This is a genomic window from Pseudoalteromonas sp. S1650, from assembly GCF_005887195.1.
Classification (GTDB): domain Bacteria; phylum Pseudomonadota; class Gammaproteobacteria; order Enterobacterales; family Alteromonadaceae; genus Pseudoalteromonas; species Pseudoalteromonas simplex.
On record NZ_PNDF01000030.1, the window covers coordinates 1 to 17,158 of the forward strand.

Consider the following 17,158-nt stretch of genomic DNA (forward strand, 5'->3'; position numbering starts at 1 on the left):
ACGACTCATAAATCACCTCGTTAGTTGAAACGTGGTGATAAATTAGGCCATCTGCAAAAACATGCCTAGGTGTGGTTGCTGTTACGGTTACAGTTAATGAACTTAAAGCCATAACGGTTACAGGCAGTGAAACCAAAATTTTTGGAAGCCGTACAAGAAAGGCATTTCAAATCTAGGTTTGTAAAAAGTCACCGTTGTGGACTTATTGGAATGAAGTAAGTTTGGTTGAAAACTTACAAAATAAAAATGAACAGTTCATAAAAAGCTATAAATACGAGAAAACCCAAATTAACCAAAAAGGGCCTAAAAAACCTTAAAATCTAACGACTAATGAACCTGCTTATTAAGATTAATATACTATTTAACATAATATAAATTATAGGAAGTAAAGCGTCTCTACATAGCTATACCTATTCTCTGCGCATATTAAGTCCAATACTAGACGGTATCGGACATTAAGGTGTTGTTTTATCATATTATTCATTTTATTAGTGCTTGTTTCTTGAGCTTAGTTATCTCATGACTTATATTAAAACTATCAACTTGAGATGTAACGATAAGATGTAAACGATATGGAATTTGTGAAGCCGTTAGAACCTATTTTGATAATCGATGATATGCAAGATATCCGCGACTATCTAAATCAAATTTTAACTGGTCTTGGTTTTGACGATATTTTAGAAAGTCGAGATTTTGAATCAGCTAAAACCGTAATTGAAGAAAAGTCGCCTAACGTAATCTTTCTTGATATTGAACTACCTAACACTGACGGTACGGAAATTCTTGAATACTTAAATGACCGCCATCCTCATACTCATGTTGTTATGTGCTCTGGTCATAATAGTCTTGAGAATGTGCAAAACACCTGGGAATTAGGTGCAAAAGGTTTTATCGCCAAACCATTCAACGCAAAAAAAGTCGACTCTGTTATGAAACGTCTAGAATTGATGGAAACCATAACAAATTAAGTAGTTTATGAATTCGACAATCCAACTCATTATAGATGACCTATCAACGGCCATTTTTGGTAAGCAACAACAAATCAAACTCGCCCTTACTTGTTTATTTAGTGAAGGCCACCTGTTAATTGAAGATTTACCAGGCATGGGAAAAACCACTTTATCTCATGCACTTGCCGCAGTTCTTGGCTTGTCATATCAACGTATTCAATTCACTAGCGATTTATTACCTTCTGACATTCTTGGTACAAACATCTTTGATGCTAAAGAACATAGTTTTTCATTTCATCAAGGCCCAGTATTTAGCCAAGTTGTTTTAGGTGATGAAATTAACCGTGCAGGTCCTAAAACACAAAGTGCACTGTTAGAAGCAATGGAAGAAAAACAAGTTACGGTAGATTCGGTTAAACACGCCCTACCATCACCATTTTTTGTGATTGCTACGCAAAATCCAGTGCATCAATCTGGTACTTATCCGTTACCTGAGTCACAATTAGACCGCTTTTTCATGCGTATTAGTTTAGGCTTTCCTGATAAACAAGCTGAGAAAAACCTCATTTTAGGCCTAAACAATCGTAATTATGACGACTTGCCTGTTCGTATTAATCCTGAGCAACTTGCTGTTATTCAAAAAGAAATTAATAAAGTAACGATAAGCAACTCGGTGGTTGATTATATCCTTGAGCTAGTTGCGTTTACTCGCCAAGATAACCATTTTGTAAACCCATTATCACCAAGAGCCAGCATTGCGCTTGCCCGAGCTGCAAAGTCATGGGCGTATATTGAAGGTCGTGATTTTGTAATGCCTGAAGATGTACAAGCGGTTTTTCCTAGTGTGACTGATCACAGGCTTGGCTTAAACGCTGGTGACAGTGGCTATGCACTTAAACATGTGCCTGTAAGCTTATAAAACATGTTTAAGCGCCCTGCTTTTATTGAGCAATTTCGTCAATCTATTTTTAATAAGCTATTAAAAAATAAGCATAAAACTAACGAAATTGAGCTTCAACATAAAACGATTTATGTATTACCCTCAAAACTTGGTGGGCAGTTTTTACTAATTGCATTACTGAACTTTGTGATGGGCATTAACTATCAAAACAACCTGATTTTAGCCATGGCGTATTTAATGGTGGTTGTTTTGGTGTTTGCGATACTCACCGGCTATAAGAATGTGAGAGGTTTGTCGGTTAAATACCAGTCAGTAAACGAAAGTTATGCGCCAAAAGCCCCTATTGCGCGTTTTCAAATTCAAGCACAATCATACTGTGAACTTATAAAACTGATTAATGACAACCTTGAGTCTGAAACTGTGTCACTGCAAAGTAAAGAGAAAAAGACCGTTGAAATAGCGCTAAAATGCTGTGAACGTGGTGCATATGGCTTTGATAGAATCAAAATCATTAGCCACTTTCCTTTTGGTTTGGTGTCTGTGTGGAGTTATATAGAGCCAACCGAAACGGTTTATGTTTACCCACAGCCTATCGCCACTGAAAAGCTTGATACACAGCTCCATGACAATGACGTACATGACGGCGATAACGCACAAGTTAAAGCCGGTAATGATGACTTTTATCAACTTACTCCTTTTGTGCAAGGTACAGCGCTAAATAAGGTATCGTGGAAACACTACGCTAAAACTCAGCAGCTATTAACGAAAGAATTTACCAGTGACGCATCACAGGAATTAGCACTTAATTTCAATATGTTGAGTGGCAATAGTGAGCATAGATTAAGCCAGTTATGTTTTTTGGTGAACCAATTAACCGACCAACAAATGGCGTTTTCGTTGACCTTACCCAATAAACATATTGCGAAAGGCCAAGGGGTCAACCATCAAAAAGCCTGCTTGCAAGCATTAGCGGAGTTTTAATTATGAATACACCGCTTATAAATACCGTTTTATCACTGCTGTTTATTGTTACCAGTGGCTTTTTGTTTACTGAAGTACCTACTCCATTCTTAGCCATATTGGCTGGCCTTAGCTTTTTAAACCTGTTTTTAGGTAAGTTTTATAAAAAACTAAATGGATTGGTGGCGAATATTTTGGCTGCGGTTTGCTTAGTTGCCTTATTTGTTCTGGTTGGCGTGGGCGATACGGTCAAGTTATTTGTATCCATGATGCTACTTGCTAGTAGCTTTAAATTGCTACAAGCGAAAACCGTTAAACAGTATCAAACCGTTTGTTTACTGGTGTTTTTTAACCTTTCAACCGTGTATTTGTTTCATCAAGGGTTATTTGAAACCTTGGTAGTCAGTGTACTTTATATTGTTAACTTCGCGGTACTTGGCTATTTAACTAGCCCGCAAAGCTTTAAGGCAGCTAACAAACAAAGTTTTAAAACCATACTACTAGCCTTACCCATAGCGGCGTTTTTGATTTTATTTTTACCTAAAATTCCAGCGTTTTGGCAGCTACCGGGGCCAAAGCTTGCTAAAACGGGTTTATCAGAGCAAGTTAACCCCTTTTCTATTGCGAAATTAGCGGAATCTGATGACTTAGTTTTTCGGGTAGAGCAACAGCCAGGGCAAAACTTACAAGCCCCCTATTACTGGCGCAGCCTTATTCATGATGAGTTTAATGGTAGTGAATGGCTAATATCGGACATTTTGAAGTCTCAACAATTTAACCCAATTCGCCGTACAATTACTCAAAGTAATAGCATTAATTATCAGGTTATTGCAGAGCCCTCATCTTCTAATTGGCTTTTTGCACTTGGCTTTGCGCAAAGTGATAATTCTGATGTGCACTCAACCTACAATGGTTTGTTAAAGCGCAAAGGTAACTTAAACAAAAATATTAAATACGCGGTAACCAGTAGTGAGGCTATGCTGAGTCTAAATGACTTTGAAAAACGCTTATATACCCGCTTACCTAAAACAACTAATCCACAAACGACGGCACTGGCAAACCAGCTGGCTGCTGAGCATGAAAATGCGCAAGCTTACTTTAACGCGCTACTAGATTACTTTAATCAGCAGCAGTTTGCTTACACATTAACGCCTACCCCCATGTATGGTGATAATACACTAGACCAGTTTGTGTTTGATACCAAACGTGGCTTTTGTGGTCACTATGCCAGCACCGCTGCATTCATGTTTCGTGTCGCCGGTTACCCTGCCCGTGTTGTGTCGGGGTATTTAGGCGGTGAACAAACTAAAGCTGCTACGCTCAATATCTATCAATACGATGCGCATGCATGGGTTGAAGTGTTCTTCGATGAAAAGTGGCACATATTTGATGCTACCGCTGTTGTTGCTCCTGAGCGTTTAAACGGTTCGTTATCACAACTGGGTGATTTAAACGAAAGCTTTAACGACAATCTTAACTTTGGTCTAAAACGCTGGAGCCATTTTAAAGCAATAAACTGGCTTAGAATTCATCTTGAAGAGCTCGACTATAAATGGACTAACTGGGTGCTTACGTTTGATCAAGAATCACAACAAAGTCTATTTGATTCACTGTTTGGTAATAAGTCAGCATGGCTAACACCTTTAATTGTGTTAGGTACATTATTACTAAGTTTTACTGGCTATTTCTTATATAACAAACGCCCTGTTCGAAGTAGAGAGCCGCTGGTTGATGACATCACTAAGCTATACCTGTGGGCAAAAAAGCAAGGCATTGAGTCAGTTGATACCAACACGCCACTGCAAAATATTGCTTTAATTAAACAGCAAAAGCCTAGAACAGAGGCATATTTAAGTGAGTTTGAGCAAATAATCATCGAAGTACGTTATCAACAGCAATCATATAACCAAAATCGCAAAAACCGCGTACGAGTTCTGTTAAACTCTCTCAAAACAGCCAAATAGAGAACAATATGAATGCAGTAATTGTCGGCGTTATGTTGATGCTGATCCTGACACTTTGTCGAATTAATGTCATTGTGGCGATGACGGTAAGCGCAATTGTTGCGGGTTTGACCGCAGGCCTTGGTTTATCACAAACCGTAAATGCATTTAATGATGGCTTATCGGGCGGCGCTGAAATAGCACTGAGCTATGCGATGTTAGGTGCATTTGCGGTGGCTATTTCTAAGTCGGGTTTAACCCGTATTTTAGCGTCTAAGTTACTAAAACAAGTAAACGACAATAGCCACAAAGGCGAAACGACACTTAGTTATCTTATATTGAGCATTATTTTGTTGTGTGCGATCTCGTCGCAAAATTTGATACCCGTGCATATTGCTTTTATACCAATTCTAATACCGCCCCTACTTGTTGTTTTTAACAAGTTACGCCTTGATAGACGTGCCATTGCGTGTATCTTAACCTTCGGCTTAGCCACCTCTTATATGGTGCTACCTTATGGTTTTGGTGGCATTTACTTATACTCGATACTACACAAGAACCTCACTGAAAATGGCTTAGAGATTGTTAATACTCAAGTGCCGATGGCAATGATCATTCCAGCCATTGGCATGTTATTTGGTTTATTGGTTGCGGTGTTTATATCTTATCGAAAACGCCGTAGTTACGAGTCTCACAGCCTAACAGAGCAACAGCAAGAGGTTGTCATTGAACAGCCTAAAAAGGTGTTAGCAGTGGGAATTACCGCCGTACTTTGTTCATTAGTGGCACAAAATATTAGTGGCTCTATGATCCTAGGTGGTCTTGTTGGGGTAGCTATATTTACCTTATTCGGTGTTGTAAAGCTTGAACAAAACGGCGATGTATTTAGTAAAGGCATTGCTATGATGGCGATGATTGGCTTTATTATGATTTCGGCGCAAGGTTTTGCTTCAGTGATGAAAGCAACCGGTGATGTAGCTTCATTAGTTAGCTCTGCAGCAGGGTTGATTGAAGGTAACAAACCCCTTGCCGCTGCGTTAATTTTAGTCGTTGGCTTATTAATCACCATGGGCATTGGTAGCTCGTTTTCGACAGTGCCAATTATAGCCACCCTGTTTGTACCACTTTGTATGGAACTAAACTTTTCTGTTATGGCTACTGCGGCACTGGTTGGAACTGCTGGTGCGCTAGGTGATGCAGGCTCCCCTGCCTCTGATTCAACACTTGGCCCAACATCTGGCTTAAATGCAGATGGTCAACACGACCATATTTGGGACTCTGTCGTGCCTACTTTTATCCATTTTAATATTCCACTACTGATTGCTGGCTGGGTTGCGGCAATGGTGTTGTAAAATTAGTATTGTTTATTTTAAAGCCCCAATTTGGGGCTTTCTTATTGGCTGAATAAAATACGTAAAGCACGATTTAAATCATGAAATCTGATTGGTTTAGTAAGCACTTTGTCCATTCCTGCTTCTAAGCAAGCGCTCTTATCTTGTTTAGAAGCATTTGCAGTTAATGCCACAATAGGTATGGTGAGGTTTAGTTTCTCGCGCATGTACTTAGTTGCACTTATTCCATCCATAACCGGCATCATCATATCCATAAGAACCAAATCAAAAGTACTTGCTTGCACTTTTTCAATTGCCTGCTGGCCGTTATCTGCAAGTGTTACATGATGGTTAAGTTTTTCTAGGAATGTCTTAATTAACACCTGATTCGTTTTATTATCTTCTGTTACTAAAATAGAAATCGGCTCAAGTGACTGTTCTTGTTCCTGTGTGTGAGTGGTCTCTTTTACCAAGGTAAAGGGTATCACTATCGTAAATTTAGTGCCTACGTTAGGCTCACTAACAACAGTGATAGTTCCTTTCATAAGATCGACCAGACTTTTTGTAATACTCAGCCCAAGACCTATCCCTTCAGCTTGCCTGTTTACGCCATCATCATGTTGTTTGAAAGCGTCATAGATTGTCTCAAGTTGAGACTGAGACATACCTTGCCCTGTATCCGAGATCTCAAAAATAAGTTCTTTTTCGTTACTATCAACTTTAAAATTAACAGTACCAACTTTAGTAAATTTAATCGCATTATCTAAAATATTAAATAGGATCTGTCCAACGCGAGCACTATCTATATCGATAGTTTTAGGTAATCCCGTTTTTATTTCAGATGAAAAAATAACGCCCGTGCTTTGGCTTGTTTCTAAGAATTGAGAAGCGATATTTTTAACCAATGTATAAATGTCTGTCGCTTTGACATCAAGTTGCAGTGAGCCACTTTCGATTTTTGAAAAATCTAAAACATCGCTTATCAGATCTAGAAGAAGGTCTGCACTAGTATTAGCGTAATTTAACCACCTACTCTGTTTTTCATTTAACTCAGAGTCAGCGAGTAGTTCTAACATGCCAACAATGGCGTTCATTGGGGTTCTTATTTCATGCGACATAACAGTTAAAAATTGCGATTTTGCAAGACTGGCTTCTTCAGCCTTGTTCTTCGCTAGATTAAGTGCATACTCTCTATCTTTATTTACTGTTATATCTTTTGCAATACCCATATAGCCTTTGAAATGGCCATTTGCATCATATTGCGGTTTACCACTAAAAGACACCCAAGCTTGAGGTGATGAATTTATCTCAAATTCAAAATCTATAAATTCATTTTGTTCTGACAATAAGTGTTTAAATTGAGACCACTTTTTTAACTGCGTTTGTTCATGTTCAGTTATTACATCGTCAAATGTTTTATTCAGGAAATGCCTTTTGTATAGATTGTTTGCTACGTTTGAGGTTAATACGTTTGTAAACAGATTATTTTCTGTGGTTTTCCAAAACCATTCACTGGCAAAGTCATTAAATAGATTTGAAAGCTCAGCTAAACGGCTTAATAGTGAAGTCGAATGAAATTTTTGCCTGTTAAGCCTCGTTTGATGTTCTAATTGATGTGCAACTTGTTGAAGTAAAATTTGTAATGGCATTGATTCAAGTTCGTTAAAACAAGCTCCTGGTTCAATAGATAAAAATACCAGACATTGAGCTTTACCAAATCCTGTTTTTACTTGAAAGACTAAAGCACTCTCTACATTGCTTGGGGTTCTAAACATGCTGCTATTGTTAATCTCAACCCATAACATTGAGTCATCAATCAAAGCATCAATAAACAATGTTTCTTCAAAATCGAAATACTTCATAGTACGCATTTCGACTGATGCTTTATTGTTTTCAATATTAATTAAGCAAAGCTCATTAAAACTAAAATAAGGATTAAGTAAAACTTGAAGTTCTTTTTTAACAGTTTGATTTTCTGTTATTCCATTAAACTGTCTTAGCACAATTGGTAATTGCTCTAAGTTAATACCCGCCATGGCTTTTCCTATCAAAAATTGCATCGCATAATGCAAATATAGAAAAAAGAATTAGATTCATCCATATATTTTTTAAAAAATTATCGATATTTCATCATATTAGCTAAATCTTAAAAATGGTATGCCTTATGCTTTTAATTGGTATGAACTAATTAGGGTGAATCAAATGAAAATTGTATGTATTGGTGGTGGCCACGGCTTATCTCATATGCTTAGTGCAATTAGACCACATTGCGCAGAACTCACTGCAATTGTCGCAACAACTGATAATGGTGGTAGTACAGGAAAACTAAGAAATAGTCAGGGGGGCGTTGCTTTAGGTGATATAAGACGTTGTTGCCTACAACTTGCCGATGATGACTCATTAGTACATAAAGTATTTCACCATCGCTTTGAAGGCGGTGAGTTAGATGGTCATAGTTTAGGTAATTTAACACTGCTAGGGTTATCACAACAAACTAACTCTGCGACTCAGGCAATTGCTTGGTTCAATGCGATGTTGGGCAATTCTGAAACCATTTTGCCAATGTCTGATGAGCCAACCGATTTATTAGCTGTTTTACCAAACGGTGAAAAAATTATTGGTGAATGCCAGATAGACTCGCTAACTCAGTTACCTGAATATGTCACTCTATCTCAAAATGTAAATGCGGCTCCAGGTGCTGTTGAAGCAATACATAATGCTGACTTAATTTTAATTGGTCCTGGTAGCCTGATAACCAGTGTTATGCCAGCTATGCTTGTAGAAGATATCGCTCAAGCAATTAACATGACTTCAGCGTGTCGAGTGTTTATAGAAAATATTGCAAAAGAAACAAGTGTAATTAAATCATTAGATTTAAAACCCGTTGATTGGCTTGAAAGTATGCTGGGATATTCATTTTGTGATTTAAGTATTTCACACGACGCACTTAGCGAAATTGTTTCACATTTTGATGATGTGATTAAAACACCAAATCAGCAACATGATATTGAACAACTTAGTACTGTTTTTGGTGAGATACTTAAAATGCCATTAATTTTGGAGGCTGATAAATCAAGCCGAACTGATCAAGCTATTTCCATGCTTTAGTGTTAGTGAAAATTGATCTTGCAGTGTCTCGATTAAATCATGCAATTCATGATCGAATTGTTCAGCTTTGGCTTTGTGCTCAATTTGTTCAGCAATAGAACCTACAGAAAGCGCGCCATAGCTTCGGCTACTGCTTTTCAGACTATGAGCATTTAAAGAAATAGTTGCTTGTTTTGTTGTATCAGCAATATCGTTAACAATTTGTGTGGATTCAGTGAGGTACACTTGTAGTAGCTGTTTTGCTAGGTCTTCACCAACATCCTGTTGCAATTGTGCAAATGTAGCAGTATCTATCATGTTTTTTCCTTGGAGTAGATATGAAGTACAGTGTTATTTTATTTGTAGATTCAAGCATCATTGGCGGCATCGAAAGCCATATCATCGCCCTATGCAATTTGCTTGAACAATATAATATTAAAAGCTCAGTTTTGTTTTATCAAGATCATAATAACATCGCATTTTACAATCGTTTAGATAATGCAAATATTGACTACCAATTTGCGGGCGGAAGTTTTTTTGATTTTTACAAAATTATCAAAGGGTTACCATCTAGTTCGTTACTTCATACTCATGGTTATAAAGCAAGTATATTAGGCAAGCTCGCTTGCTTAATGCAAAGTCGCCGTTGTATATCTACTTATCATGCCGGTGAGCAAGGTCAGGGACTCGTTTATTTATATAACAGGCTTGATAAGCTTTTAAGCTACTTTTCATTTAATTTTGCCGTTTCAGATATTCTTTCAAAACAGATTTACAAAGCAGAACTACTGGAAAACTTTATCAGTTTGAATAATAAATCTAAGCACTCAATAAACATTGAGAGAGAGCCAATTAACGTTGGCTTTGTTGGCCGCTTATCTTACGAGAAAGCCCCTGATATATTTATTGAGACTGCTAAACAATTTTCATCTGAATATCTTAATTTTCATATGTTTGGTGATGGACCAATGGCAAGTGAATTAGATTTAACAGCAATAACTTATCATGGACAATGTGAGCCAGAACAAATATGGCCACATTTAGATGTATTGGTTGTTTGTTCAAGGGCTGAAGGTTTACCTATGGTTGTACTTGAAGCAATGTCTAATGGTGTACTAGTGATTTCTGCACCTGTTGGCCAACTTGTTAAAATCATTGAGCATTTAAAAAATGGCTTACTAATGACTGATTCAAGCACTGACGCATTAGTAAACCAATTAAATTACTTACGATCACTCAGTGCTGAGCAAAAGCGCAATATGCTCAAAAATGCTAAGCAATTAGTTGAGCAACGTTTTTCAGGTAAACAGCAATTTGAACAATTAAATAAGGCTTATACCGCTAGCTTACCTGCATTTCCTCCCAACTCTTGATTTTTCTGTAAAGTGTTGAAGGACTCACATCTAACAAGGCCGCTGCTTTTGGAATATTGTTATCACAAGCATCGATAGACTGTTCTATATAGCGTTTTTCAACTAACCAAAGGGGTTCTATATCTGACTGAGAAAACTCTGCTGGTTTTTCATCAATTGAAATTATTTCTGAAGATATAGGCGTACTATCCTCAAATTGTGTTTTAACCCTATGACTTGGTTCAGAAGCTGCCGTTTCGACTGACTGGTTTTGGCTATGAGGTAAAGCAGGGATCATATTTGTTTCTATATAATCCTCATTGTGAAGTACGAGAATATTTCTAATTGTATTTTCTAGTTGTCGAACATTACCCGGCCAACTGTATTTTAAAAACATGTTTTTAACAGCATCAGACATGCCCCTGTAACTACGCCCTTCCTCTTTACTAATTTTTTTGAATAAGGCATCTGCTATCTCAATAACGTCTCTGCCACGTTTATTAAGAGGTGGTAAAGTGACAGGAATAACATGTAAACGATAATATAGATCCTCGCGGAAACGCCCTTCTTTAACCTCAAGCAAAGGATCACGATTTGTTGCACAAACAAAACGTACATCAACTTTAACCTCTTTTTCACTCCCTACTTGCTGATAACAACCAGTTTGAATAAAGCGTAAGAGTTTACTCTGAAGATTAATATCCATTTCGCAGAGCTCATCTAAAAATAAAGTTCCTCCATCAGCTTGGCCGGCAGCCCCTTCACGGTTTGCAATGGCCCCTGTAAATGCGCCTTTTAAATGTCCAAAAATCTCACTTTCAATTAAATCTTTAGGAATTGCGGCACAATTCAAAGCAACAAAGGGTTTATTTGCACGCGGAGATGCTAGGTGCACTGCACGGGCACATAATTCTTTTCCTGTACCACTTTCACCAGTAATAAAAACGGTTGCTTTGCTTGCTGAGGCAGATTTAATAATTTGGTAAACAGATTGCATTTCAGCAGAGCTGCCAATCAAATCAAAGTACTGTCCATTCTCATAGGTACTTTTGTATGTTTTTACGGTTTGCTTTAAGTCTTTTAGTTTTAATCCGTTATTTACAGTGATCCGAAAGCGATCCGCTTCAATGGGTTTTTCTAAAAAGTCACTCGCACCTAATTTAATTGCTTTAATGGCCATTTCTTTTGTTGCATGGCCTGTTAAGACAATTACCTGCGGAGAGTTCTCAGCATTTAATGATGATAAAATATCAAGGCCATTCATATCCGGCAGCATGACATCTAATATGATCAGGTCTGGTTGAAATTCTTCTAAAGCAGCTATCGCCTGCTCGCCGGTGTAAGCGATGCGCGTATTTACACCCGTGGGTATTAAGTATGACTGGTACATTAAAGCCAGTGACTCAGTATCTTCAACAATGAGAATTTTAGGTGGCATTGGTATGTCCTTATTTTAATAGCTGTTGAGATAAAGTGATTATGATACAAAACCTTACTAATAGCTTAGTGTGAAATCGCTCAGTTTGTAAACTCAAACTTTAGTGTTTGTTGATCACAATGAGTGATGCATCATCAACTTCTTCAGATAACTTCACTTGACTGGCTTGCCATAAACCATATGCAAAATCTTCATTGTAGAGTTTGTTTGCGTTTAATTTCGATACTATTTGATCCACTTCATCTAAGTGTTGGTTATCTAACCAACCATCTGTAAAGATTAATATGTGCTCAACCTCAGCTAGTTCATATTGGTAATGCTTAAATTGATGTTGATCATTAAGGCCAAGCAAAGGATCTGTGCCAACTAGCTGCTCTAAACGGCCTTGTTTATTAATAACACAAGGCGCAGGATGACCCGCATTGAACCAATGTAAACGGTTATCTTCGATATAAATTATCAACAAGGTTACTAAGCTTGATTTACATAAGCGCTGCTCAGAAAGGGCTCTATTCAACATAGGTAGTACGGTCTCTAAAGGGATCTCTGTTGCTAAACAACCACTTAAAAAACCTTTAATAGCAAAGCTCTCTTTTAAAGCGACTAGACCATGTCCCATCATATCGCCAATTACCACGGCGTTGCTATGCTGGTGGGGATACAAACAAAAATCTCCCCCCATTTGGCTTATAATTGAGCCAAAATTATAAGCGTTATACGTTTCTAGCTCACGTTTGGTTGGCGCTCTGTCCTCATTAACAAAGTACTTTAAAGCAGAGAACCGATGAACAATTCTTTCAATACTTTGCAGTAATCTAGTCTTGGTAACAGGTTTAACTAGATAATCATCAACGCCGAGCATATTAATTCTTTTGATCAACTCTTCACTGTCATCCCCCGTGAGCATAACAACTGATAAATTAATTTTTAGATTTGACTGGTTTAGTCGTTTTAATAGCGGTTCACTCGTACCATTTTTAAGCTTGTGGTCTAACAGTAAAATCGTCGCACCTGAGGTCAGGATCTCTTGCCAACCTGATTCAATGTCTTCGCAACAAATTACTTGAAAATGTTCGGATAAATAGGCTTTAAGCAGAGCCAATTGTGACTTATCATCATCAATGTATATCAATGTTGGCCGCTTATCGATATTGTTTAAAGAGAAAGAAAATGTATTAAATTGATGATGAGTATTATAGCTAGCATTAGGAAAATAATGCTTGATAAGCGCAACCCCCATCCCCCCTTCAACAAGCTCACCACTGTCTATTTCCCAATTTGATGAGTGATTATTAAAAATATCATAACTTTTAAATGAATCTTTAAAATCAATTCGTAACTGCTGGTTTGATACTTTAAATATACTAAATAACAAAGGCTTATCATTTTTCTTTGTGTGGCGTAGTAAATTAGTTAAATACTCGGTTGCGACAAGGCCTGCAGCATCAATGTCTTGGTGCTTGACACTAATTGCAGTAAGGATATGTTTTAAAACATGCCGTATCTCACTCACTATCGGCCAATCTAGCGTATAACTCTTTTGATAAAGGCAGTCCATTTGTCTCTCAATATGCAGTAAACAACCAACGTTGTTTAATTATTTTATTTATTAGGTAATTAGAAAGTTTAGGCCATTTATGTTGGTGCGTTTTAAGTGACTCAATCAAACGTGTACCCAGTGGAGCAAAGTTATGCTGTGCGACTACAATTTTAATCTCAGTCAATCCTGCTTGCTCTAGATTTGTAATGCCATGGCACAGTGCTTCTTCATCATTTAAACCTAATGAAACAGTCAAAAATGTCATGTCAGTACATAAGCTTAGCGCATGTAATGGTACATTGCCTCGATTACACTTAAGTGCTGGGCTCATATCAATAAACACATAGTCATATTCTTGTTTTATTCGTTCAATTGCATCGTTTAGGATTGATTTGTTTTTAACTGATTCCAGCTCATTTAGATGCTGCATAGTTAAAATATCAACGTGATCTGTGCTAATAATATTTAATTGACAACTTATATCACTAAAGCACCATGGCCCAACGTCAGTACTTTGGTTCTGATCAAGTTTAAAAGGCGAAATTGGGTTCAAATCAATGATCAAAACTTTTTTTGATTGATTGCATAGTCTTGTTGCAACGCTAGTACATAAGGAAGTTGACCCCTCACTTCCTGTTAAAGATATAAAACAAATACAGCGAGCTTTAAGGTTATCAATTTCATTACAAACTGCTTCAAGCTCTTGGTATTGAGAAGGTATCATTTTCATAGGCCCACCACTAAAGCGATTACTGTTATGAAGTCGAGAAAGTTAGATTTAAATTGGCTAATTAAATCCTGACCTTTATCTGGCACATAAAGCGTATCGCCGGCACGTAACACAGGGATATACGCTGAATTCGGATTCTTAACAAACTCTTCTAAATCAAATACACGAGACTGCTCTTTACAGCATGAATGATTAACCACCACAATTTTGTCTATGAGTGCAGAGCTTGATGGACCGCCTGCTTCTGCTAGTACGTCAAGTACCGTCATAGTGTCATCAAAGCTGTAACGACCAGGCTTTTCAACAGCCCCCATAATACGCACTACTTGCTCTTTAGGGGTACGTAACCAATCTTTATCTTTTTCAGGAATGTAAATGGTATCGCCTGGTAAAACGTGTGGAAACAGTGTTTCATCGCCTGTTTCAAAATAAAGTGCGAGGTTTAACTTACTAACCTTTGCAGTGTTTCCATTACGATGGGTAATACGAATATTACGTAAATCTGCATTATCTGTAGGACCATCAGCCGCGGCTAAAATATCAATAAAATGCATATTAGTATTAAATGCATAGCGGCCTGGAGAACCAACTTGCCCCATTATATAAATAGATTTACTTGATTCTTGGCGGATCCATTGCGATTTATTATCAGCAGGATCAACTGGCAGTTCCTCAACAATGATAGTGTCGCCAGCAATCAAGTTGGGTAATTCATAGTTTCCTGCATCATTAATTGTATACTGCTCTAAATCGAAACGTTTAGTGACTTCACCGTTACGAACGATCTTTATATCATTGATATTTGCGCCTTTAGTAGGCCCGCCTGCATGCGCAAGTAAATCTGTGAAATCCATTTCGGGACTCCATTCATAACGGCCCGGTGATTGGATTGCGCCGATAATTTTAATTGCGCGTTTTGGTGGCACTTTCAACCAACTTTTTTCATTTTGGTCAGTCTTTTCTGGAACAAAAATCACATCTCCTGGGTTTAAGTTAGGCACTTTTACAGTCACAATTCCTTCACTGTAGCCTTGCAGATCGAATAAAATACTTTCGCCCGATGGCGTTAAAATCTTAATCTGGCGAGTTTCTGCAAAGCGAGTCGGCCCGCCGGCATTTGCAAGAATATCTAAAAAGCTGGTACTATCGCCGGCCTCATAAGCACCCGGCTTTTGTACTTCACCCATGATGTAGACGGTACGTGATGTAGTGTTTACATCATCAACCATGATAGGCACGTAAATCGTAGAACCAGCTTTTAGTGCAGGCATTGTATCGTTGTTAGGTTTATCCAAATACGCTTTTAGGTCAAAAACAACAGGTGTTTTGTCTACGATAACGCGAATTTTGGTTACATCTGCGTAGCGAGTTACGCCTTCAGCTCGCATCAATGCATCTAATACACTCATATTTTCTTTGAATGAAAAACTACCTGGATTGTGGACTTCACCAAGTAAGGTGATTGCACTGTTATCGCTGGCATCACCGGATGCACTTAATGTTTGCGCATCAAAATCGATTTGTACATTGCCTAATAGTGGTGATACAGGTACGAATACTGTGTCGGCACTTTGTAATTGGGGTAATAAGTCAATGTTGCCTGAATCTAAATAGGCTTTGTAATTGAATTCTATTACATCGTTACCGCGACGAATTTGTAGTCTGTCTAGCTGTGCCCCTGGTTTCAAGCCACCTGCACGTGCAATGACCATTTGGATATTACCATCACGGGGAATACTGACTTGAGATGGGTCGTTCACATAACCCATAACATTAATAAAAATATCTCTAGAACGAATTTCGACATAAAAATCGTCCATCGCAACATAGACTTCGCTCAATGCAGCACGTAGTTGCTGTTCAATTTCAGCAAGTTCAGCGCCAGTTACTTTAATCTTACCAAGCTCAGGTAAAGTGATGGTGCCATCTTTGGCAACTTCAAATGGTTCATCAAACTCTACTTCACCCGGTAAGTAGAAATATATTTTGTTTCCGACTTGAACTTGCTCTGCAACAGCGAGTGTTGAGAACATAAGTAAGCATATTAAAATTAATTGTTTCATATTATTGCCCCTTAGGACCATTTAAAACTTTGGTCCAACTGGATAATGCATGTACTTTTTTGTTCGTATCTTTGTCAGTAATATCAATAACTATCGCTTCTACACGTCTATCTGAGTGGCGTTTAGCATTTGAGTCGGGCTCATTGCTATAAGGTGATAAACTACCTTGTGTGAGCGTTGTAATCGTAGCTGGATTAACCCCGTAAATTCCTAACCAATGTTTAACCGTCTCTGCACGTTTCAATGCTAATTCATAGTTATTGGTTTGTTGCCCGCTAATATCTGTATGCCCTACTAGTAATAAATTGATTTTATCTACTTGTTTTATTAAGTCAGCCGCTTGTGATAATCGAGAGATGTATTTAGGTGTTACTTGAAAGTCATTAAAAGAGAATTGATTGTCACTATTTAGCAGCTCAGTGATCTGCTCTTTCAATGATGCAGTCATCACCTGCTCATTCTCCGTTGGGCCAGCACATTGCGTCATCGCATTAACTGTTTCAAAGTGTTTTGATAACTGGTTTAGGCCGTGGTAATGGATCAAAAGATCATGCTCTGCGTCTTCCCACATTTGGGCTGCGATTAAACGACGTATACGATTTTCATAAATTTGAGCTTTAAGCAATTGAGCGGGCATACATTGTTTGATGCCTTGAGCTTTCAACAAATCTAATTTCAAAACGTGATGTTCAAACTCACTCAAAACCACTGTTTCTTGTGTATCGTAAATAAGCTCATTTTGTTCATCGGTTAATGGGTAATTTTGGTATTTTTCGGCCCAGCCTCCTTGTCCTTCATCAGGCCAAGAAGCACATCCGCCAATTATAATCAGTAAAACTGTTATTAGTATGTGCTTCATAACT

The 17,158-nt window shown here is 37.9% G+C and carries 14 protein-coding genes; 7 read left to right on the plus strand and 7 right to left on the minus strand.

Annotated features, from left to right (window positions below; all coding sequences use genetic code 11):
- The first annotated feature begins 572 nt into the window (after window positions 1-572).
- The 5 genes from CWB80_RS10860 to CWB80_RS10880 are packed head-to-tail and all read left to right on the plus strand — an operon-like array spanning window position 573 to window position 6,106.
- Complete coding sequence (locus tag CWB80_RS10860; protein WP_054553848.1) at window positions 573-968, plus strand: response regulator; 396 nt, start codon at window positions 573-575, stop codon at window positions 966-968.
- 7 nt (window positions 969-975) lie between these two features.
- Entirely contained in the window at window positions 976-1,869 is an 894-nt protein-coding gene (locus tag CWB80_RS10865; RefSeq protein ID WP_138602272.1) for an AAA family ATPase, read from the plus strand.
- A 3-nt stretch (window positions 1,870-1,872) separates the two neighbouring features.
- Window positions 1,873-2,832, plus strand: coding sequence for a DUF58 domain-containing protein (locus CWB80_RS10870; RefSeq protein ID WP_138602270.1), 960 nt, complete (start codon window positions 1,873-1,875; stop codon window positions 2,830-2,832).
- A 2-nt stretch (window positions 2,833-2,834) separates the two neighbouring features.
- Window positions 2,835-4,775, plus strand: a complete 1,941-nt coding sequence (locus tag CWB80_RS10875; RefSeq protein WP_138602268.1) for a transglutaminase TgpA family protein — start codon at window positions 2,835-2,837, stop codon at window positions 4,773-4,775.
- A gap of 8 nt (window positions 4,776-4,783) precedes the next feature.
- Window positions 4,784-6,106: a Na+/H+ antiporter family protein gene (locus tag CWB80_RS10880; RefSeq protein WP_138602266.1), complete on the plus strand. Its 1,323-nt coding sequence runs from the start codon at window positions 4,784-4,786 to the stop codon at window positions 6,104-6,106.
- 41 nt (window positions 6,107-6,147) lie between these two features.
- On the opposite strand, the gene CWB80_RS10885 is transcribed toward CWB80_RS10880, so the two are convergent.
- Window positions 6,148-8,121 (minus strand): response regulator, encoded by a 1,974-nt coding sequence (locus CWB80_RS10885; RefSeq protein ID WP_171041520.1) that lies wholly within the window; start codon window positions 8,119-8,121, stop codon window positions 6,148-6,150.
- A 166-nt stretch (window positions 8,122-8,287) separates the two neighbouring features.
- Between CWB80_RS10885 and CWB80_RS10890 the strand changes: the two genes are divergently transcribed.
- Complete coding sequence (locus CWB80_RS10890) at window positions 8,288-9,193, plus strand: gluconeogenesis factor YvcK family protein (protein WP_138602262.1); 906 nt, start codon at window positions 8,288-8,290, stop codon at window positions 9,191-9,193.
- On the opposite strand, the gene CWB80_RS10895 is transcribed toward CWB80_RS10890, so the two are convergent.
- Complete coding sequence (locus CWB80_RS10895) at window positions 9,158-9,490, minus strand: Hpt domain-containing protein (protein ID WP_054553841.1); 333 nt, start codon at window positions 9,488-9,490, stop codon at window positions 9,158-9,160. The two genes, CWB80_RS10890 and CWB80_RS10895, sit on opposite strands and share 36 nt — an antisense overlap.
- A gap of 20 nt (window positions 9,491-9,510) precedes the next feature.
- On the opposite strand from CWB80_RS10895, the gene CWB80_RS10900 reads away from it, so the two are divergent.
- Window positions 9,511-10,545 carry a glycosyltransferase family 4 protein gene (locus tag CWB80_RS10900; RefSeq protein WP_138602260.1) on the plus strand — a complete coding sequence of 345 codons (1,035 nt, stop codon included), beginning with the start codon at window positions 9,511-9,513 and terminating at the stop codon, window positions 10,543-10,545.
- Here the strand turns inward: CWB80_RS10900 and CWB80_RS10905 are convergent.
- The 5 genes from CWB80_RS10905 to CWB80_RS10925 all read right to left on the minus strand — a co-directional run bounded on the left by CWB80_RS10905 (window position 10,514) and on the right by CWB80_RS10925 (window position 17,154).
- Complete coding sequence (locus CWB80_RS10905) at window positions 10,514-11,962, minus strand: sigma-54-dependent transcriptional regulator (protein WP_138602258.1); 1,449 nt, start codon at window positions 11,960-11,962, stop codon at window positions 10,514-10,516. The genes CWB80_RS10900 and CWB80_RS10905 overlap by 32 nt on opposite strands.
- 100 nt (window positions 11,963-12,062) lie before the next feature.
- The gene (locus CWB80_RS10910; RefSeq protein ID WP_138602256.1) at window positions 12,063-13,520 is read right to left on the minus strand and encodes a SpoIIE family protein phosphatase; all 1,458 of its coding nucleotides are present in this window, start codon (window positions 13,518-13,520) and stop codon (window positions 12,063-12,065) included.
- 7 nt (window positions 13,521-13,527) lie between these two features.
- Window positions 13,528-14,232, minus strand: a complete 705-nt coding sequence (locus CWB80_RS10915; RefSeq protein WP_138602254.1) for an AAA family ATPase — start codon at window positions 14,230-14,232, stop codon at window positions 13,528-13,530.
- Entirely contained in the window at window positions 14,229-16,295 is a 2,067-nt protein-coding gene (locus CWB80_RS10920; protein ID WP_138602252.1) for an SLBB domain-containing protein, read from the minus strand. The genes CWB80_RS10915 and CWB80_RS10920 overlap by 4 nt, the downstream gene beginning before the upstream one ends.
- 1 nt (window position 16,296) lies before the next feature.
- Window positions 16,297-17,154 carry an OmpA family protein gene (locus CWB80_RS10925; protein WP_138602250.1) on the minus strand — a complete coding sequence of 286 codons (858 nt, stop codon included), beginning with the start codon at window positions 17,152-17,154 and terminating at the stop codon, window positions 16,297-16,299.
- Window positions 17,155-17,158 lie beyond the last annotated feature (4 nt).

Bases quoted from the DNA above. Each gene is read 5' to 3' on its own strand.
- CWB80_RS10870 (WP_138602270.1), top strand. From the start codon at position 1,873: ATGTTTAAGCGCCCTGCTTTTATTGAGCAATTTCGTCAATCTATTTTT.
- CWB80_RS10895 (WP_054553841.1), bottom strand. From the start codon at position 9,490: ATGATAGATACTGCTACATTTGCACAATTGCAACAGGATGTTGGTGAA.
- CWB80_RS10900 (WP_138602260.1), top strand. From the start codon at position 9,511: ATGAAGTACAGTGTTATTTTATTTGTAGATTCAAGCATCATTGGCGGC.
- CWB80_RS10875 (WP_138602268.1), top strand. From the start codon at position 2,835: ATGAATACACCGCTTATAAATACCGTTTTATCACTGCTGTTTATTGTT.
- CWB80_RS10860 (WP_054553848.1), top strand. From the start codon at position 573: ATGGAATTTGTGAAGCCGTTAGAACCTATTTTGATAATCGATGATATG.
- CWB80_RS10905 (WP_138602258.1), bottom strand. From the start codon at position 11,962: ATGCCACCTAAAATTCTCATTGTTGAAGATACTGAGTCACTGGCTTTA.
- CWB80_RS10920 (WP_138602252.1), bottom strand. From the start codon at position 16,295: ATGAAACAATTAATTTTAATATGCTTACTTATGTTCTCAACACTCGCT.
- CWB80_RS10890 (WP_138602262.1), top strand. From the start codon at position 8,288: ATGAAAATTGTATGTATTGGTGGTGGCCACGGCTTATCTCATATGCTT.
- CWB80_RS10880 (WP_138602266.1), top strand. From the start codon at position 4,784: ATGAATGCAGTAATTGTCGGCGTTATGTTGATGCTGATCCTGACACTT.
- CWB80_RS10915 (WP_138602254.1), bottom strand. From the start codon at position 14,232: ATGAAAATGATACCTTCTCAATACCAAGAGCTTGAAGCAGTTTGTAAT.
- CWB80_RS10910 (WP_138602256.1), bottom strand. From the start codon at position 13,520: ATGGACTGCCTTTATCAAAAGAGTTATACGCTAGATTGGCCGATAGTG.
- CWB80_RS10865 (WP_138602272.1), top strand. From the start codon at position 976: ATGAATTCGACAATCCAACTCATTATAGATGACCTATCAACGGCCATT.
- CWB80_RS10925 (WP_138602250.1), bottom strand. From the start codon at position 17,154: ATGAAGCACATACTAATAACAGTTTTACTGATTATAATTGGCGGATGT.
- CWB80_RS10885 (WP_171041520.1), bottom strand. From the start codon at position 8,121: ATGGCGGGTATTAACTTAGAGCAATTACCAATTGTGCTAAGACAGTTT.